This window comes from Geomonas terrae, assembly GCF_004791675.1.
Classification (GTDB): Bacteria; Desulfobacterota; Desulfuromonadia; order Geobacterales; family Geobacteraceae; genus Geomonas; species Geomonas edaphica.
This window is the reverse complement of the sequence record NZ_SRSC01000002.1, coordinates 794,761-808,185: the sequence shown is the minus strand read 5'-3', so window position 1 is coordinate 808,185 and position 13,425 is coordinate 794,761. Positions and strand designations below refer to the sequence as shown.

12 protein-coding genes are annotated in these 13,425 nt (G+C 62.0%); 8 read left to right on the top strand and 4 right to left on the bottom strand.

Annotated elements, in window-relative coordinates; all coding sequences use genetic code 11:
• Window positions 1–23: 23 nt before the first annotated feature.
• Window positions 24–1,937 carry a CheR family methyltransferase gene (locus E4633_RS10730; protein ID WP_135870231.1) on the bottom strand — a complete coding sequence of 638 codons (1,914 nt, stop codon included), beginning with the start codon at window positions 1,935–1,937 and terminating at the stop codon, window positions 24–26.
• 391 nt (window positions 1,938–2,328) lie between these two features.
• On the opposite strand from E4633_RS10730, the gene E4633_RS10725 reads away from it, so the two are divergent.
• From E4633_RS10725 to E4633_RS10715, 3 genes are all read left to right on the top strand, one after another.
• On the top strand, window positions 2,329–2,505 hold the full coding sequence (locus E4633_RS10725; RefSeq protein WP_135870230.1) for an FmdB family zinc ribbon protein: 177 nt from the start codon (window positions 2,329–2,331) through the stop codon (window positions 2,503–2,505).
• Between the two features lie 273 nt (window positions 2,506–2,778).
• On the top strand, window positions 2,779–3,009 hold the full coding sequence (locus tag E4633_RS10720) for an RND transporter (RefSeq protein ID WP_135870229.1): 231 nt from the start codon (window positions 2,779–2,781) through the stop codon (window positions 3,007–3,009).
• Between the two features lie 102 nt (window positions 3,010–3,111).
• A complete protein-coding gene (locus E4633_RS10715; protein ID WP_135870228.1) occupies window positions 3,112–4,785 on the top strand; it encodes an FAD-dependent oxidoreductase in 1,674 nt (557 codons plus the stop codon).
• Window positions 4,786–4,888: 103 nt separating this feature from the next.
• Here E4633_RS10715 and E4633_RS10710 read toward each other — a convergent pair whose 3' ends face one another.
• The 3 genes from E4633_RS10710 to E4633_RS10700 all read right to left on the bottom strand — a co-directional run bounded on the left by E4633_RS10710 (window position 4,889) and on the right by E4633_RS10700 (window position 6,233).
• Window positions 4,889–5,257 (bottom strand): hypothetical protein, encoded by a 369-nt coding sequence (locus E4633_RS10710; protein WP_135870227.1) that lies wholly within the window; start codon window positions 5,255–5,257, stop codon window positions 4,889–4,891.
• Window positions 5,258–5,280: 23 nt separating this feature from the next.
• Complete coding sequence (locus E4633_RS10705) at window positions 5,281–5,505, bottom strand: type IV pilin protein (protein WP_135870226.1); 225 nt, start codon at window positions 5,503–5,505, stop codon at window positions 5,281–5,283.
• Window positions 5,506–5,711: 206 nt separating this feature from the next.
• Window positions 5,712–6,233, bottom strand: a complete 522-nt coding sequence (locus E4633_RS10700; protein ID WP_135870225.1) for a nitroreductase family protein — start codon at window positions 6,231–6,233, stop codon at window positions 5,712–5,714.
• Window positions 6,234–6,451: 218 nt separating this feature from the next.
• Here E4633_RS10700 and E4633_RS10695 point away from each other — a divergent pair, with 218 nt between their 5' ends.
• From E4633_RS10695 to E4633_RS20880, 5 genes are all read left to right on the top strand, one after another.
• Entirely contained in the window at window positions 6,452–7,054 is a 603-nt protein-coding gene (locus tag E4633_RS10695; RefSeq protein ID WP_135870224.1) for a TetR/AcrR family transcriptional regulator, read from the top strand.
• 176 nt (window positions 7,055–7,230) lie between these two features.
• A complete protein-coding gene (locus E4633_RS10690; RefSeq protein WP_135870223.1) occupies window positions 7,231–8,511 on the top strand; it encodes an efflux RND transporter periplasmic adaptor subunit in 1,281 nt (426 codons plus the stop codon).
• 98 nt (window positions 8,512–8,609) lie between these two features.
• Window positions 8,610–11,768 carry an efflux RND transporter permease subunit gene (locus tag E4633_RS10685; protein ID WP_135870222.1) on the top strand — a complete coding sequence of 1,053 codons (3,159 nt, stop codon included), beginning with the start codon at window positions 8,610–8,612 and terminating at the stop codon, window positions 11,766–11,768.
• Window positions 11,769–11,770: 2 nt separating this feature from the next.
• Window positions 11,771–13,192 (top strand): AdeC/AdeK/OprM family multidrug efflux complex outer membrane factor, encoded by a 1,422-nt coding sequence (gene adeC / locus E4633_RS10680; RefSeq protein ID WP_281276759.1) that lies wholly within the window; start codon window positions 11,771–11,773, stop codon window positions 13,190–13,192.
• A 96-nt stretch (window positions 13,193–13,288) separates the two neighbouring features.
• Window positions 13,289–13,420, top strand: a complete 132-nt coding sequence (locus E4633_RS20880; protein WP_281276033.1) for a hypothetical protein — start codon at window positions 13,289–13,291, stop codon at window positions 13,418–13,420.
• Window positions 13,421–13,425: the final 5 nt, after the last annotated feature.

Genomic DNA, 13,425 nt, shown 5'->3' with positions numbered 1-13,425 from the left:
TCGCGGGGCCTTGCGGCCGTTTGTCACGCCACCCGTGCCAGCTCGTTTTGCAGCTGTAGCATGCAGACCGCGCGGGTCAGCCCCCCCGAGAAGGGGATGGTCTGGTCGTCGCTCCACCGGGAGAGGATCCGGATGCTGTTTCTGAGCTCGCGGGCCGCGTCGCTCACGCGTCCCTGGCGCAGGTGCAGCCGCCCCATGTGGTAGCGCGGCATGATGAAGTCATGGTCCAGAAGAAGCGCCTTTCGGTACTCGGCGGCCGCCTCGGCGAGACGGTCCTCGGCGTCCAGGAGCACCCCCTTGAGAAAGTACGCTTCCGCCAGCAGGTCGTTGAGCTTCAAGGCGCGCTCGCAGCTCTCCATGGCACGGGGAAGCTCTCCCTTGCCGGCAAGGATGAACCCGGTGAGAACAAGCGCCTCGGCGTTCTCCGGGGCCTCTTGCGGCAGTTCTTCAAGTAGCGCCAGGGCGGCGTCAAACTCCTCCCGGTCGAAGAGCTCGCGCGCCTGCCGGAACATCTCGGTTGCGCCTTGCGTCACAGGTGCGGGGAGGGGTAGGGGAGAGTCCTCGGCCGGTGGCGGCGCCTCGACGGCCGCAGCCGGGACGGTCGGAGCCAAAACGGTCGGAGCCAAAACGGTCGGAGCCAAAACGGTCGGCGCCTGCGCGGCAAGCCGCATCTGCTCCGGTGTCAGCTCCCACTCCGGCTGGGGTGTGCCGGGGGCTCGGCTCTCCTTTTGCGGCTGCCCCCCCTTCACGTAATAGAAGCTCCGCTCCTGGCGCCTGAGGCTTAAGGGGAGCCCTTCATGCTGCAGGAGCGTTTCGGAGTGCCCGAGGAAGAGGAGCCCTCCAGGGGCAAGAGCGTCGGCAAAACGCTCCAGCATCTGCTCCGCGCTTTGCGTGGTGAAGTAGATGAGGACGTTGCGGCAGAAGATGGCGTCGAGTCCATGCAGCTCTTCGCAAAGCGGCTCGTGGCAGGGGGCGGAGAGGTTCAGGTGTGCGAACCGGACAAGCTGCTTCACCTCGTCCCGGATCAGGAAGCTTTCGCCGACCCGCGTGAAGTAGCGCTGCACCTGGTCCGGTCTGGTGATCCTCATCGACCACGGGGAGTACACCCCCTCGCGGGCGCGCTTCAGCGAACGGTTGTTGATGTCGGTGGCGATGATCCGTATGTCACGCTCGCTCCAGTCGGGGAGCGCCTCCATCACGGTCATCGCGATGGAGTAGGGTTCCTCGCCGGTGGAGCACCCGGCCGACCAGATGCACACCGGAGCCGGGTCGTCCTTTAAAAGGGCGAGACGCTCTCTCAAGACGTCGAAATGGGCCGGGTAACGGAAGAAGTAGGTCTCGCCCACGGTCAGAAACTGCAGGAGCCGCTGGAGTTCGTGGCGGTCCTCGCCGTGCAGCTTCAGGTACTGCAGGTATTCTTCGAAGCTCCACATGCGCAGCGCCGCCATCCGCTTGCGCAGCCCGCGCGCCAGGGCCGCATGGTTGCGCGCCTCGAAATGCAGCCCGGTATGCTTCAGAATGTGCTTTGAGAAGGCACAGGCCAGACGGGAGGATAGTTCCTCCTCATGCTGGGGCCCGGACTTTCTGAGTGCGACGAGGGCCAGGTCGTCGAACAGGCGCTTCTCGTCTAACGGCGTCGGGATGAAGTCGAATACCTGGAGCAGTTCCGCTTCGAGCCTCAGGCAGTCTGAAATGACGATGACCGGTACCGAGCGTGGCCCTTGCGGGGTCTGGACCCTGTGTTCCACCGCGAGGGAGGGGACGCTTGAGGCCTCCAGTGCAAGGACGATCAGATCAGGCTTCCGTCTTCTGACCGCCGGAAACGCTTCTTTTGCCGGACAGACGGGGAGTGGGGTGTGACCCGCACTCTGAAGCAGGCCGCAGAGATAAGCAGCGAATGGATCGTTATCGCTTATAACGAGGATTTGCAAAGACAAGTGGCTGGTCCTCTTTCTGCTGCTTCGGTTGTGGCGCTAGCTGTTTCTTCGAGTTTTGCGTGACTGTATTACATTGAAATAAAACGGTCTGTCGTGACATGATTCCTAGCAATAACGGCCATGCTAGCATTTTTAATGATTGGGTCAACTAAAATTAATCTCATAGCTAAAATAATGTTTTGTACCAGCCTTTGCTCCCGGTCCGCCTGCGCCATCATCAAGGAGAAACAACCGGTGCTATCGACCGCGCCAAGGGGCGTCAAGGTCGTCCCTGGAGTGCAGCACCGGGAGAGCATGTCGGCGCCAACCTCGTAAGATCACCCTTGACACCCGCTTATCCTGGATATACTATATTCAAAAGTTTGAATGTATACGGAAGGAGCGTGAACAAATGCCTATCTTTGAGTATGTCTGCAACGCGTGCGGCCAGAAGTTTGAGAAACTGGAAAAAGGGGGCACCGTCGAGGAGAAAAACTGCCCCGCCTGCGGGTCCGGTGACGTGAAAAAGGCGCTGTCCATCTTCGCCGCATCCGGGAGCACGGACAGCAAGTGTTTCAGCGGCGGCTGAAGGTTCTGAACCACCGCGCCGGTCGGCGCGGCGATTTGCAAAGGAAAAGGGAGGCTTCGGTCTCCCTTTTTCGCATATCCGGGGGGGACACCTCCCGGGGGACAGAACGCCGGAGCGTATACGGCGCGCGCCGGAGGGGTGCAGCCGTAAATATCTGTTGACATGAGGAAAACCGAATGTATATTGTGCAGTTTCGGCTGGGAGAGTTGGCAAAGAAATGGGTAAAATGACTGGCACCGCGGACGGTGCTCGTCTTTTGCCGGAGGATTTTCGGTGCGTAAACTGTGTCTTCCCGGGTACGGAACCCTTATTCCCGTCGCGTTGCTGCTCGGGTTTGCCCCCTTTTATCCGGAGCCGCACCTGGTAGGCAAGGTGAGGATGCTGTTTGCAGGCACCTTGTCGAAACCGTTGGATGTTTTCGACCTGTTCTGGCATACGTGGCCGTTTGCGTTGTTGCTCGTGCGCATCGTCGTCGACCTGAAGGGGAAAAAGGGCGAATCTTAGCGAAGCGCCAACCTAAATGGTAAGGCGTCAGAGTGTAGTCTGTAGTGTTTTGTCCGGTTCCATCACCGGGCCTGGAATTGTCGTAAAAGCAAGGAGAAGTGGATGAAGAGGAGAATCGTCGTGGTCGGTGCCAACGCAGCCGGCGCCAAGGCGGCTGCAAAGGCCAGAAGGATCAACCCCAGGGCGGAGATTTCCGTCATCGACCGCGGCAGCTTCATATCTTATGGCGCCTGCGGCATCCCTTATTACGTATCCGACACGGTTACCGACGTGAAGGAACTCATGAGCACCCCGGTCGGCGTCGTGCGTGACGCCAACTTCTTCAAGAAGGTGAAGGGGGTGTCGGTCAAGACCAACACCGAGGTGACCGGCATAGACCGCGAAGCGAAGGTGATCCGGCTGCGCGAAGGGGCCGGAGCCGAGACCTCGCTTCCCTACGACAAGCTGATCCTCGCCACCGGCAGTTCCCCGTTCGTCCCCAAGATCGAAAACGTCGGTCTGAAGAACATCCTCACCGTGAAGTCCATCGAGGATGCCGAGCTTTTGAAAGAAAGCGCCCTTTCCTGCAGTGCTGCCTGCATCGTCGGCGGGGGGCTCATCGGCCTTGAGACCGCCGAGGCGCTGCGGCAAAAGGGAATGCAGGTGACCCTCGTCGAGATGCGTGACCAGCTCCTCCCGGGTGTCCTCGATCCCGAGGTCGCCGCGGCGGTGGAAAAACACGTGAAACAGCAGGGGGTGACCGTACTCACCGGGTGCGCCGTGACCGGGTTCGCAGGCGAAGGTACCGTCGCCACGGTCCTGGTGGGGGACCTGGAAATTAAGGCCGATCTGGTCGTGCTCGCTCCCGGCGCCACCCCGAACGTACAGTTGGCCCGTGAGGCGGGGCTTGCCATCGGCACCACCGGGGCGATAGCCGTCGACCAGATGCTGCGCACAAGCGATCCCGACATCTACGCCTGCGGCGACTGCTGCGAGACGACCCACCTTGTGACCGGCAAGAAAGTCTTCGTTCCCCTCGGGAGCACCGCCAACAAGCAGGGGCGCGTCGCCGGCATCAACGCCGCCGGAGGCGAGGCGACCTTCGCCGGCATCATCGGTACCAGCATCCTCAAGGTCTTCAGTTTCAACGCGGGAAAAACCGGGCTTACCGAGACCGAAGCGCGCGCAAACGGTTTCGACGTGGAAACGGTACTCTCGCCGGCGCCCGACCGGGCCCACTTCTTCCCCGGGGCGAAGCCGATCATGCTGAAGCTCGTCGCCGACCGCAGCACCGGTCGGATTCTCGGCCTGCAGGCGGCGGGTGAGGGGGCGGTGGACAAGCGTCTCGACGCGGCGGCTGCCGCCATCACCTTCAAGGCGACCGCCGAGCAGCTCTCCCAGCTTGACCTGGCCTACGCCCCGCCCTACGGCGCGGCCATGGACAACCTGATCGTCGCCGCCGACATCATGAAGAACAAGCTCTCCGGGCACGCGCGCGGCATCTCGGCCCGCGAGGTGAAGCGCAAGCTCGACGAAGAGGAGGATTTCATCCTGCTCGACGTCCGCTCGCCGGCCGAACACGGCGAGATCGGCATCGAGGGGGCGAAGCTGATCCCTCTCGGCGTACTGCGCGAAAAGTTGGAGGAGCTTCCCAGGGACAAGGAGATCGTCACCTTCTGCAAGATAAGCCTCAGGGGGTACGAGGCGCAGAAGATCCTCGACGCGGCCGGGTTCACCAATGTGAAGTTCATGGACGGCGGCATCATGGCGTGGCCCTACAAGTTCAGGGATCGCTGATCCGCTTTCGGTCTCATGTAAAAAAAGGGGGAGGGTGCCTGCGGCATCCCCCCCCTTTCTTTTACATCGCCGCAGCCACAAGGCCGGCAGCTGTTTAAGCGAGCTATTTGGGACTGCGTTCCGCGGCCCACGCGCAACCGGTGGTAAAAAACGTCCCGTCCGCCGTAGCAGGGTCCTTCTCGTACACCCCTTTCGTAACCGTCTTCGCGTAAACAGTCTGGATGTCGGATGCGATGCCGAAGGCCAGCGAACCGCTCTGGTGCTGCATGATCGCCGCGTAACCCGCATTGGTGGTATTGATGCTCGGCTTCACCCCAGTCGAGTTTTTCAGCAGGGCAACGTCCGCAGTGGATCCTTCCCTGCCGCCGTAGAGCGTCAGGCCGGTTCTATTGAAATCGCTGTTCCCCATGGTGCCGCAGTACGCCGCTGTGAACGGGAACAGCATCAGGATTACGGCAATGCTCTTTTTCATCTCACGACTCCTTTTCCTTATTGCTACCGGTATGCCACCACTACAGGGTATTCCTGGTTTTCCGCAGCGTAGCTCTCCATGCTGGCCTTTAGGTTCTTCAAGTCGCTTGCCGAGGCGCTGTTGAAGGCCTTTTCACGGTACGCGGTCATCTCCGGGATGGCGAGCGTAGCCAAAACGCCTATGATGAGCATGACCGTGATGAGCTCGAAGAGCGTGAACCCCTGTTGATTGCGAATCGTTGCGGGCATCTGCGGACCCCTCCCTTTCTGAGGCGAAACCGCCTTCTTCGTAAGGACTTGCTGCATGTGTGGTCGTGTCACATTTAGCAAGAAGAGGGCGGGAGGTCTGCCCGCATGCATCGGATTATCTTGTAGGCGGTTTTCTTAAATCGGGCGGGGAAGGGAATCAAAGGAAGGGGGCGCGCAGCTCGGCGCCCCCCTTTGCGTGGGATTTGTCAGGCCCAGCGGTTGCGTCTGATCTTGTCGTGCTGCAGCTTTTCGGCCGGCAGCGGTCTCAGGCGCTCCGCCGCGTGGCCGATGCCAAGGACGCACTCGACCTTGATGTTGTCTGGGAGGCCCAGAAGCTCCTGGATGTATGCCTCGGCGCTTTGCCGCGCGTCGTGCTTTCTGTTGCGGATCTGGGCCCAGCAGCTTCCGAGCCCGAGGGAGACCGCGGTGCACTGGATGAGGATGGCGGCGATGGAGCAGTCCTCCACCCAGACGTCGGACTTCGTTTCGTCGGCGCAGACCACGATGGCAAGCGGTGCCCGTGCCACAAACTCCGAGCCGTGCTGCTTGGAGAGGGAAAGCTTCTGAAGCAGTTCCGGGTCGTCCACGACGATGAACTCCCACGGGTTGATGCTGCGCGAGGCGGGAGCTCTCAGTGCGGCCTCTATGAGAGTCTCGACGGCCTCGACGGAGACCTTCTCGCTGGTAAACTTCCTGGTGCTGCGACGTATGCGTAACAGTTCAATCATGGCTCTCCCTTTCAGGCGACATTGGGTGCGGCGCTATAACAAGAGCGCAAATCTACTCCAAAAGTGATACGGAGTCAAACCGCCGCAATGTCAGCGTCGCGGGCGCCAAGTGTCAGGTCTTTACGGCTTTTAATCGTATTTTCGCTTTTGCCTTATTGACAGGTACGTCGGTGCGGGTCTATAAGGAATGAAGATTCATTCCGCAGGAGAAAAAGACGATGGATAAGACCGACAAGTGTGAGAAGGCAGAGAAGTGTTGCGACAAGCGTGAGCTCATCATCCAGGCTGCGCTCGAGCTCGTCGCCGAGCAGGGGTTCCACGGGGCCCCCATGGCTATGATCGCCGAGAAGGCGGGGGTCGGCGCGGGGACCATCTACCGCTACTTCGAGAACAAGGACGACCTGATCCGCTGGATCTACAAGAACGTGGAAGAGCGCTTCGTAGAGGTCATGATGCAGGGGTACCCGGAAAACGGGGCGGTGCGCGAGCGCCTTCTGCATATAGGGACCGAGCTTGTGCGCCACCTGATCCGGGAGCCTTTGCAACTGCGCTTCGTGGAGCAGTTCCACAACTCCCCGTACGGCGTGGACCACCGCAGGGAGAAGCTCTTTAGCGAGGGCAGAAAGGACGTCATCAGCGACCTTTTCCAGGAGGCGCTCCAGCAACAGATCTTCAAGCCGCTGGAACTCGCCATCCTCTTCTCGCTCTTCTTCGGGCCGCTGGTCGACATCTGCCGTGATCACATCCTGGGCTTCATAAAGCTGGATGACGCCCTCATCGAACAGGTGGTCGGGGCATGCTGGGACGCCCTGCGGCGCTAGCAGAATGATCGTTCATTCTATTCTGAGGTATTAACGTCATGTTGATGAAACTTTGCTTGATCCTGTTCGCCCTGACTTGGGGCGGCATCGTCCTGATCGTCTCATTTAGACGCAAGTAAGGTGGCAAAGCCACCATAGACCCTTTATCGAGGCAGTAAATAACAAACGAGGTGTATATGCAGATCACGTACAGGGCACAGTTGTTATCCGTAGTTCTCATGTTGGGCGGCTCCCTGGTCCTTGCCGGGTGCGGCAAAAAGCAGCAGCCCGCCGGGCCGCCGCAGGGCCCCCCCGAAGTCGGGGTGATCGAGATCCAGCCGCAGCACGTTGCCTTGACCACCGAACTTCCGGGTCGTACCTCCCCGTACCTGATCGCCGAGGTCCGTCCCCAGGTTACCGGCATCATTCAGAAGCGAGTATTCACCGAGGGGAGCGACGTGAAGGCAGGCCAGGTGCTGTACCAGATCGACCCGGCCACCTACCAGGCGGCCTACGCGAGCGCCAAGGCGGCCGAGGCGCGGGCCGAGGCGAACGTACTTCCCGCGAAGCTTAAGGAGGAGCGTTTCCGCGAGCTCGTGAAGATCAACGCAGTCAGCAAGCAGGACTACGACTCCGCCTACGCGGCTCTCAAGCAGGCCGAAGCCGACGTCGCCTCCGCCAAGGCGCAGGTGGAAAGCGCGCGCATCAACTTGGCCTACACGAGGGTGACCGCCCCCATCTCCGGGCGCATCGGTCGTTCCAGCGTAACCGACGGGGCCCTGGTCACCGCGAACCAGGCGGCGCCGCTCGCCACCATCCAGCAGCTCTCCACCATGTACGTGGACGTGACCCAGTCGAGCTCGGACATGCTGAAGCTGAAGCAGAGTCTCGCCCAGGGGCTCATGAAGCGCGACAAGGCCGGTGAGGCGCGGGTGAAGCTCCTCCTCGAGGACGGTACTGCATACCCGGTAACCGGTTTCCTCAAGTTCTCCGATGTGACCGTGGACCAGAGCACCGGCTCGATCACGGTGCGCGCCGTCTTCCCGAACCCTAAGCAGACCCTGCTCCCCGGCATGTTCGTCCGTGCCGTACTCGAGGAGGGTGTGAACGAGGCGGCCATCCTGGTGCCGCAGCGCGGTGTGACGAGGAATGCGGCCGGACAGGCCATCGTCATGGTCGTTGGCGCCGAGAACAAGGTTGAGCCGCGTCCGGTCCAGGTGGCCCGCACCGTTGGTGACAACTGGCTTGTGAGCGGCGGGTTGAAGGCCGGCGACAAGGTGATTCTCGAGGGGATCCAGAAAGCGCGCCCCGGCACTCAGGTGAAGATGGTGCCGTTCCAGTCCCCCGAGGGGCACGGCGGCCCCGGTGGCGCTCCTGGAGCAGCAGCACAGGGTGGCCAGGGTGCCCCCGGCGCGAAGCCTGCCGCCCCGGCAGCACCGGCAGCACCTGCGGCCCCGGCCCAGTCCCAGAAGAAGTAGTCCCGCGGACACAAAAACAGGCGCAACCGTCGACGCGACTGAAAACGTAGAACGTAGAACATAGAACGTAGAACGTCGCTTTAATAGGAGCTTTATCCATGTCCAGGTTTTTCATAAACAGACCCATCTTCGCCTGGGTCATCGCCATAGCCGTCATGCTGGCCGGCCTTCTGGCCATTAAGTCGCTGCCGGTCTCGCAGTACCCGCCCATCGCGCCGCCGCAGATCTCGATCAACGCCATGTACCCGGGGGCCTCCGCCCAGACGGTGCAGGACACCGTGACCCAGGTGATCGAGCAGAAGATGAACGGCATCGACAACCTGCTCTACATGTCCTCCACCAGCGATTCGGCCGGTGCGGTCTCCATCAACCTGACCTTCAGGGCCGGGACCGACCCGAACATCGCCCAGGTGCAGGTGCAGAACAAGCTGCAGCTCGCCACGCCGCTTCTGCCGCAGGTGGTGCAGAAGCAGGGCATCCAGGTGGTCAAGTCCACCCGTAACTTCCTGATCATCGTCGGCATGGTTTCCGAGGACGGCTCGTTGAACCGCTACCAGCTCACCGACTACATGGTGTCCAACGTCCAGGACCTCGTGAGCCGCGTGGAGGGGGTAGGGGAGGTGACCGTCTTCGGTTCCCAGAACGCCATGCGCGTCTGGATGAACCCCGACAAGCTGAACAACTACAAGCTGACCCCGAACGACGTCTCGAACGCCCTCCAGGCCCAGAATGCGCAGGTATCCGCGGGCCAGTTCGGCGGCATGCCTGCGGCGCAGGGGCAGCAGTTGAACGCCACCATCACGGCGAGGACGCTTCTGCAGACCCAGGAGCAGTTCGAGGAGATCGTGCTGCGCACCAATCCCGACGGCTCCACCGTGAAGCTTAGGGACGTGGCGAAGCTCGACATCGGCACCGAGAACTACGACATGATCGCCCGTTACAAAGGGAAGCCGGTGGCCGCGATGGCCTTGAGGCTTGCCGCGGGCGCCAACGCGCTCGACACCGCCGACCGCGTAAAGGCCAAGATGGCCGAGCTGGAGAAGTTCTTCCCGGCCGGTGCTAAGGTCGTCTACCCGTACGACACCACTCCTTTCGTGAAGATCTCCATGGAGGAGGTGGTGAAGACCCTGATGGAGGCGGTCTTCCTCGTCTTCATCATCATGTTCCTGTTCCTGCAGAACATCCGCGCCACCCTGATCCCGACCATCGCGGTGCCGGTCGTTTTGCTAGGTACCCTCGGTGTCCTCTTCGCGGCTGGTTTCTCGATCAACACCCTGACCATGTTCGCCCTGGTCATCGTCATCGGCCTTCTGGTCGACGACGCCATCGTCGTGGTCGAGAACGTCGAAAGGATCATGAGCGAGGAGGGGCTCTCGCCGCATGATGCGACGGTGAAGTCCATGGGGCAGATCACCTCGGCCCTTTGGGGCATCGCGACCGTGCTCTCCGCGGTCTTCATCCCGATGGCGTTTTTCGGGGGCTCGACCGGGGTCATCTACCGCCAGTTCTCCATAACCATCGTCTCGGCGATGATCCTGTCGGTAATGACGGCACAGATCCTCACCCCGGCGCTTTGCGCGACGCTTCTGAAGCCGGTTACCAAGGGGCACGAGGCGTGCGAGTCGGGATGGTACTGCGGCTTTTTCCGCTGGTTCAACAAGATGTTCGACAAGGGGCGCCACAAGTACGAGTCCATCGTCGGGAACTCCTTCAGGAAGCCGCTGCGTTACCTCGTTTTCTACGGTTGCCTCGTGGCCGCCATGGCGACCTTCTTCCTGCGTCTTCCTACGGCGTTTCTCCCGGACGAAGACCAGGGCTTCATCATCTGCCAGATTCAGCTTCCGGCAGGTGCCACCCAGGAGCGCACCATCAAGGTGCTCGAGAAGGTGGAGAAGCACTTCCTCGAGAACGAGAAGAAGACGGTCGATTCGCTCATCACCGTCGCGGGCTTCAGCTTCGCCGGGCGCGGCCAGAACATGGGGCTTGCCTTCGTGAAGCTCAAGGACTGGAAGCTGCGTCCCACCCCGGACCTTAAGGCTCCCGCCGTGGCCGGGCGCGCCATGGGCGCCTTCTCCCAGTTCCGTGACGGCATGGCCTTCGCCTTCTCCCCCCCCGCCGTGGTCGAGCTCGGCCAGGCGAACGGCTTCGACTTCCAGTTGCAGGACAGGGGCGGCCTCGGCCACCAGGCGCTCATGGACGCGAGAAACCAGCTCCTCGGCATGGCCATGCAGAACAAGAAACTCATGGCGGTCCGCCCGAACGGCCAGGACGACACCCCGCAGTTCAAGCTGAACATAGACGACGTGCGCGCCGGTGCGCTCGGCGTCTCGCTTGCCGACATCAACAACACGCTGGCCACCGCGTGGGGCTCCTCCTACGTGAACGACTTCCTGCAAAACGGCAGGGTCAAGAAGGTGTACCTGCAGTCCGACGCGGCGTACCGCATGGTCCCCGAGGACATCAACAAGTGGTACGTGAAAAACGACAAGGGTGAGATGGTTCCCTTCTCGGCCTTCGCGACGGCGAAATGGCAGCACGCCTCGCCGCGCCTTGAGCGCTACAACGGCATCCCGAGCGTCGAGATCATGGGCAACGCCGCCAAGGGGATCTCGACCGGTGAGGCGATGGCCGAGATGGAGGCCATGGCCGCCAAGCTCCCGCAGGGGATCAGCTACGAGTGGACCGGTCTCTCTTACGAGGAGAAGAACGCGGGCAAGCAGGCTCCGGCCCTTTACGCCATCTCGCTTCTCGTCGTCTTCCTGGCCGTCGCCGCACTCTACGAGAGCTGGAGCATCCCGTTCGTCAACCTGCTCATGCTTCCGCTGGGCCTGGTCGGCGCGGTCACCGCGGTCACCCTCCGGGTGCTCCCGAACGACATCTACCTCCAGATCGGCCTTCTGACCACGGTCGGCCTCTCCACTAAGAACGCGATCCTGATCATCCAGTTCATCAAGGACCAGATGCACCAGGGGCACGAACTGGTGGATGCGACGCTCACCGCGGTGAAGATCAGGCTGAGGCCGGTCATCATGACCTCGCTGGCCTTCTTCTTCGGCACCCTGCCGCTAGCACTCACCAAGGGGGCCGGCGCCGGGGCCCAGAACGCCATCGGCACCGCGGTCACCGGCGGCCTTTTGTCGGCGACCTTCATCGACCTTATCTTCATCCCGTTCTTCTTCGTCATGGTGACGAAGACCTTCTCCAAAAAGCACGCGACGGCCAAGGCCGCTGCCGCACCCGTCCCGGAGGTGCATTAGACATGACACGCATGACCGTTAAACCCCTGGCCGCCACCCTGTTCCTGTTCCTGGCAGGGTGCGCCTCCATGGCTCCCAAATACAGCCAGCCTGCGGCACCGGTTCCGGCCGCCTGGCCCGCAGGCCCCTCTTCCCAGGCGACGCAGCCCGCCGCGCAGCAAAAACCGCTCGCCGAGATCCCCTGGCAGGAGTTCTTCGTAGAGCCGCAACTGCAGAAGCTGATTGCGCTTTCCCTGGACAACAACCGCGACCTGAGGGTGGCGGTCCTCAACATGGACCGCTTCCGCGCCCTCTACCAGATCCAGCGCGCCGACCTCTTCCCGAGCGTCACCGGGGACGGCGGGCTCGCGGTGAAACGCACCGCCGACGACCTCTCCCAAGGGGGGAGGGGAGGGGTCAGCCACTCCTACGATGTCGGCGTCGGCATCAGCTCCTACGAGCTCGACCTCTTCGGCCGGGTGCGAAGCCTTAAGGACCAGGCGCTCGACCAATACCTCGCCACCGAACAGGCCCGCCGCAGCGTCCAGATCACCTTGGTCTCCCAGGTGGCCACCGCCTACCTGACCTTGGGCTCTGATCTCGAGAGGCTGCAGCTCGCCAAGGATACCCTGGCGAACCAGCAGGAATCCTACCGGCTCTCCAAGAGCCGTTTCGAGGCGGGTGTCGCCTCGGCCCTTGACCTGCAGCAGGCCCAGACGAGCGTCGATTCGGCCCGCGTCGACATCGCCCGTTTCACGACCCAGGTGGCGCAGGACCTGAACGCGCTCACCCTGGTGGTAGGCTCCGATGTGCCGCAGGATCTTCTGCCGAAGTCGCTCACCGAGAACCTCACCGCCGTCAAGGACGCGGCGCCGGGACTTCCCTCCGACGTCCTTCTCGCCCGTCCCGACATACTGCAGGCGGAGTACAACCTGAAAGGGGCGAACGCCAACATCGGTGCGGCGCGCGCCGCCTTCTTCCCGCGCATCACCTTGACCACGAGCGTGGGATTTGGCAGCGATCAGTTGACCGGCCTCTTCAAGGGAGGGAACCTCGCCTGGAACTTCGCACCGCGCATCTCGGTGCCGATCTTCGAGGGCGGGCGCAACAAGGCGAACCTCGATGTGGCAACGGTCGACCGCGACATAGCGGTCGCCCAGTACGAGAAGGCCATCCAGTCCGCCTTCCGCGAGGTGGCCGACTCCCTCGCCCAGCGCGGCACCATAGACGAGCAGGTAGCGGCCCAGCAGTCCCTTACCGGTGCCACCTCCGAGACCTACCGTCTGTCCCAGGCCCGCTACCAGACCGGGGTAGACAGCTATCTGAACGTGCTGGACGCGCAGCGCTCGCTCTACGCGGCACAGCAGGGGCTCATCACCACCCGCTTGGCAAGGCTCAACAGCATGGTGACCCTCTACAAGGTACTTGGCGGAGGAAGCAAGTAAGGCAGCATCGTTTCCCCGGGCCATCACGGCCCGGGGAGGCGGTAACGCGCGGGGGGGCGAACGGTGTCGAATCCCCCGTGGCGGAAAGGAGCACAGTTGTCCAGATTACGCATCACCATCTACTGCATCATCGCCGTCGTGGCCTTGTTCATCGCTTACTACATGCTGGCACCGGAGCCTCATCCCGACTGGCCGATCAATCTGGTGCATTTTCTTTTCAAACACTAGATTGG

Coding starts and splice junctions, on each gene's coding strand:
- adeC (WP_281276759.1), top strand. CDS start 11,771: ATGACACGCATGACCGTTAAACCCCTGGCCGCCACCCTGTTCCTGTTC.
- E4633_RS10715 (WP_135870228.1), top strand. CDS start 3,112: ATGAAGAGGAGAATCGTCGTGGTCGGTGCCAACGCAGCCGGCGCCAAG.
- E4633_RS10710 (WP_135870227.1), bottom strand. CDS start 5,257: ATGAAAAAGAGCATTGCCGTAATCCTGATGCTGTTCCCGTTCACAGCG.
- E4633_RS10725 (WP_135870230.1), top strand. CDS start 2,329: ATGCCTATCTTTGAGTATGTCTGCAACGCGTGCGGCCAGAAGTTTGAG.
- E4633_RS10685 (WP_135870222.1), top strand. CDS start 8,610: ATGTCCAGGTTTTTCATAAACAGACCCATCTTCGCCTGGGTCATCGCC.
- E4633_RS10695 (WP_135870224.1), top strand. CDS start 6,452: ATGGATAAGACCGACAAGTGTGAGAAGGCAGAGAAGTGTTGCGACAAG.
- E4633_RS10705 (WP_135870226.1), bottom strand. CDS start 5,505: ATGCCCGCAACGATTCGCAATCAACAGGGGTTCACGCTCTTCGAGCTC.
- E4633_RS10700 (WP_135870225.1), bottom strand. CDS start 6,233: ATGATTGAACTGTTACGCATACGTCGCAGCACCAGGAAGTTTACCAGC.
- E4633_RS10690 (WP_135870223.1), top strand. CDS start 7,231: ATGCAGATCACGTACAGGGCACAGTTGTTATCCGTAGTTCTCATGTTG.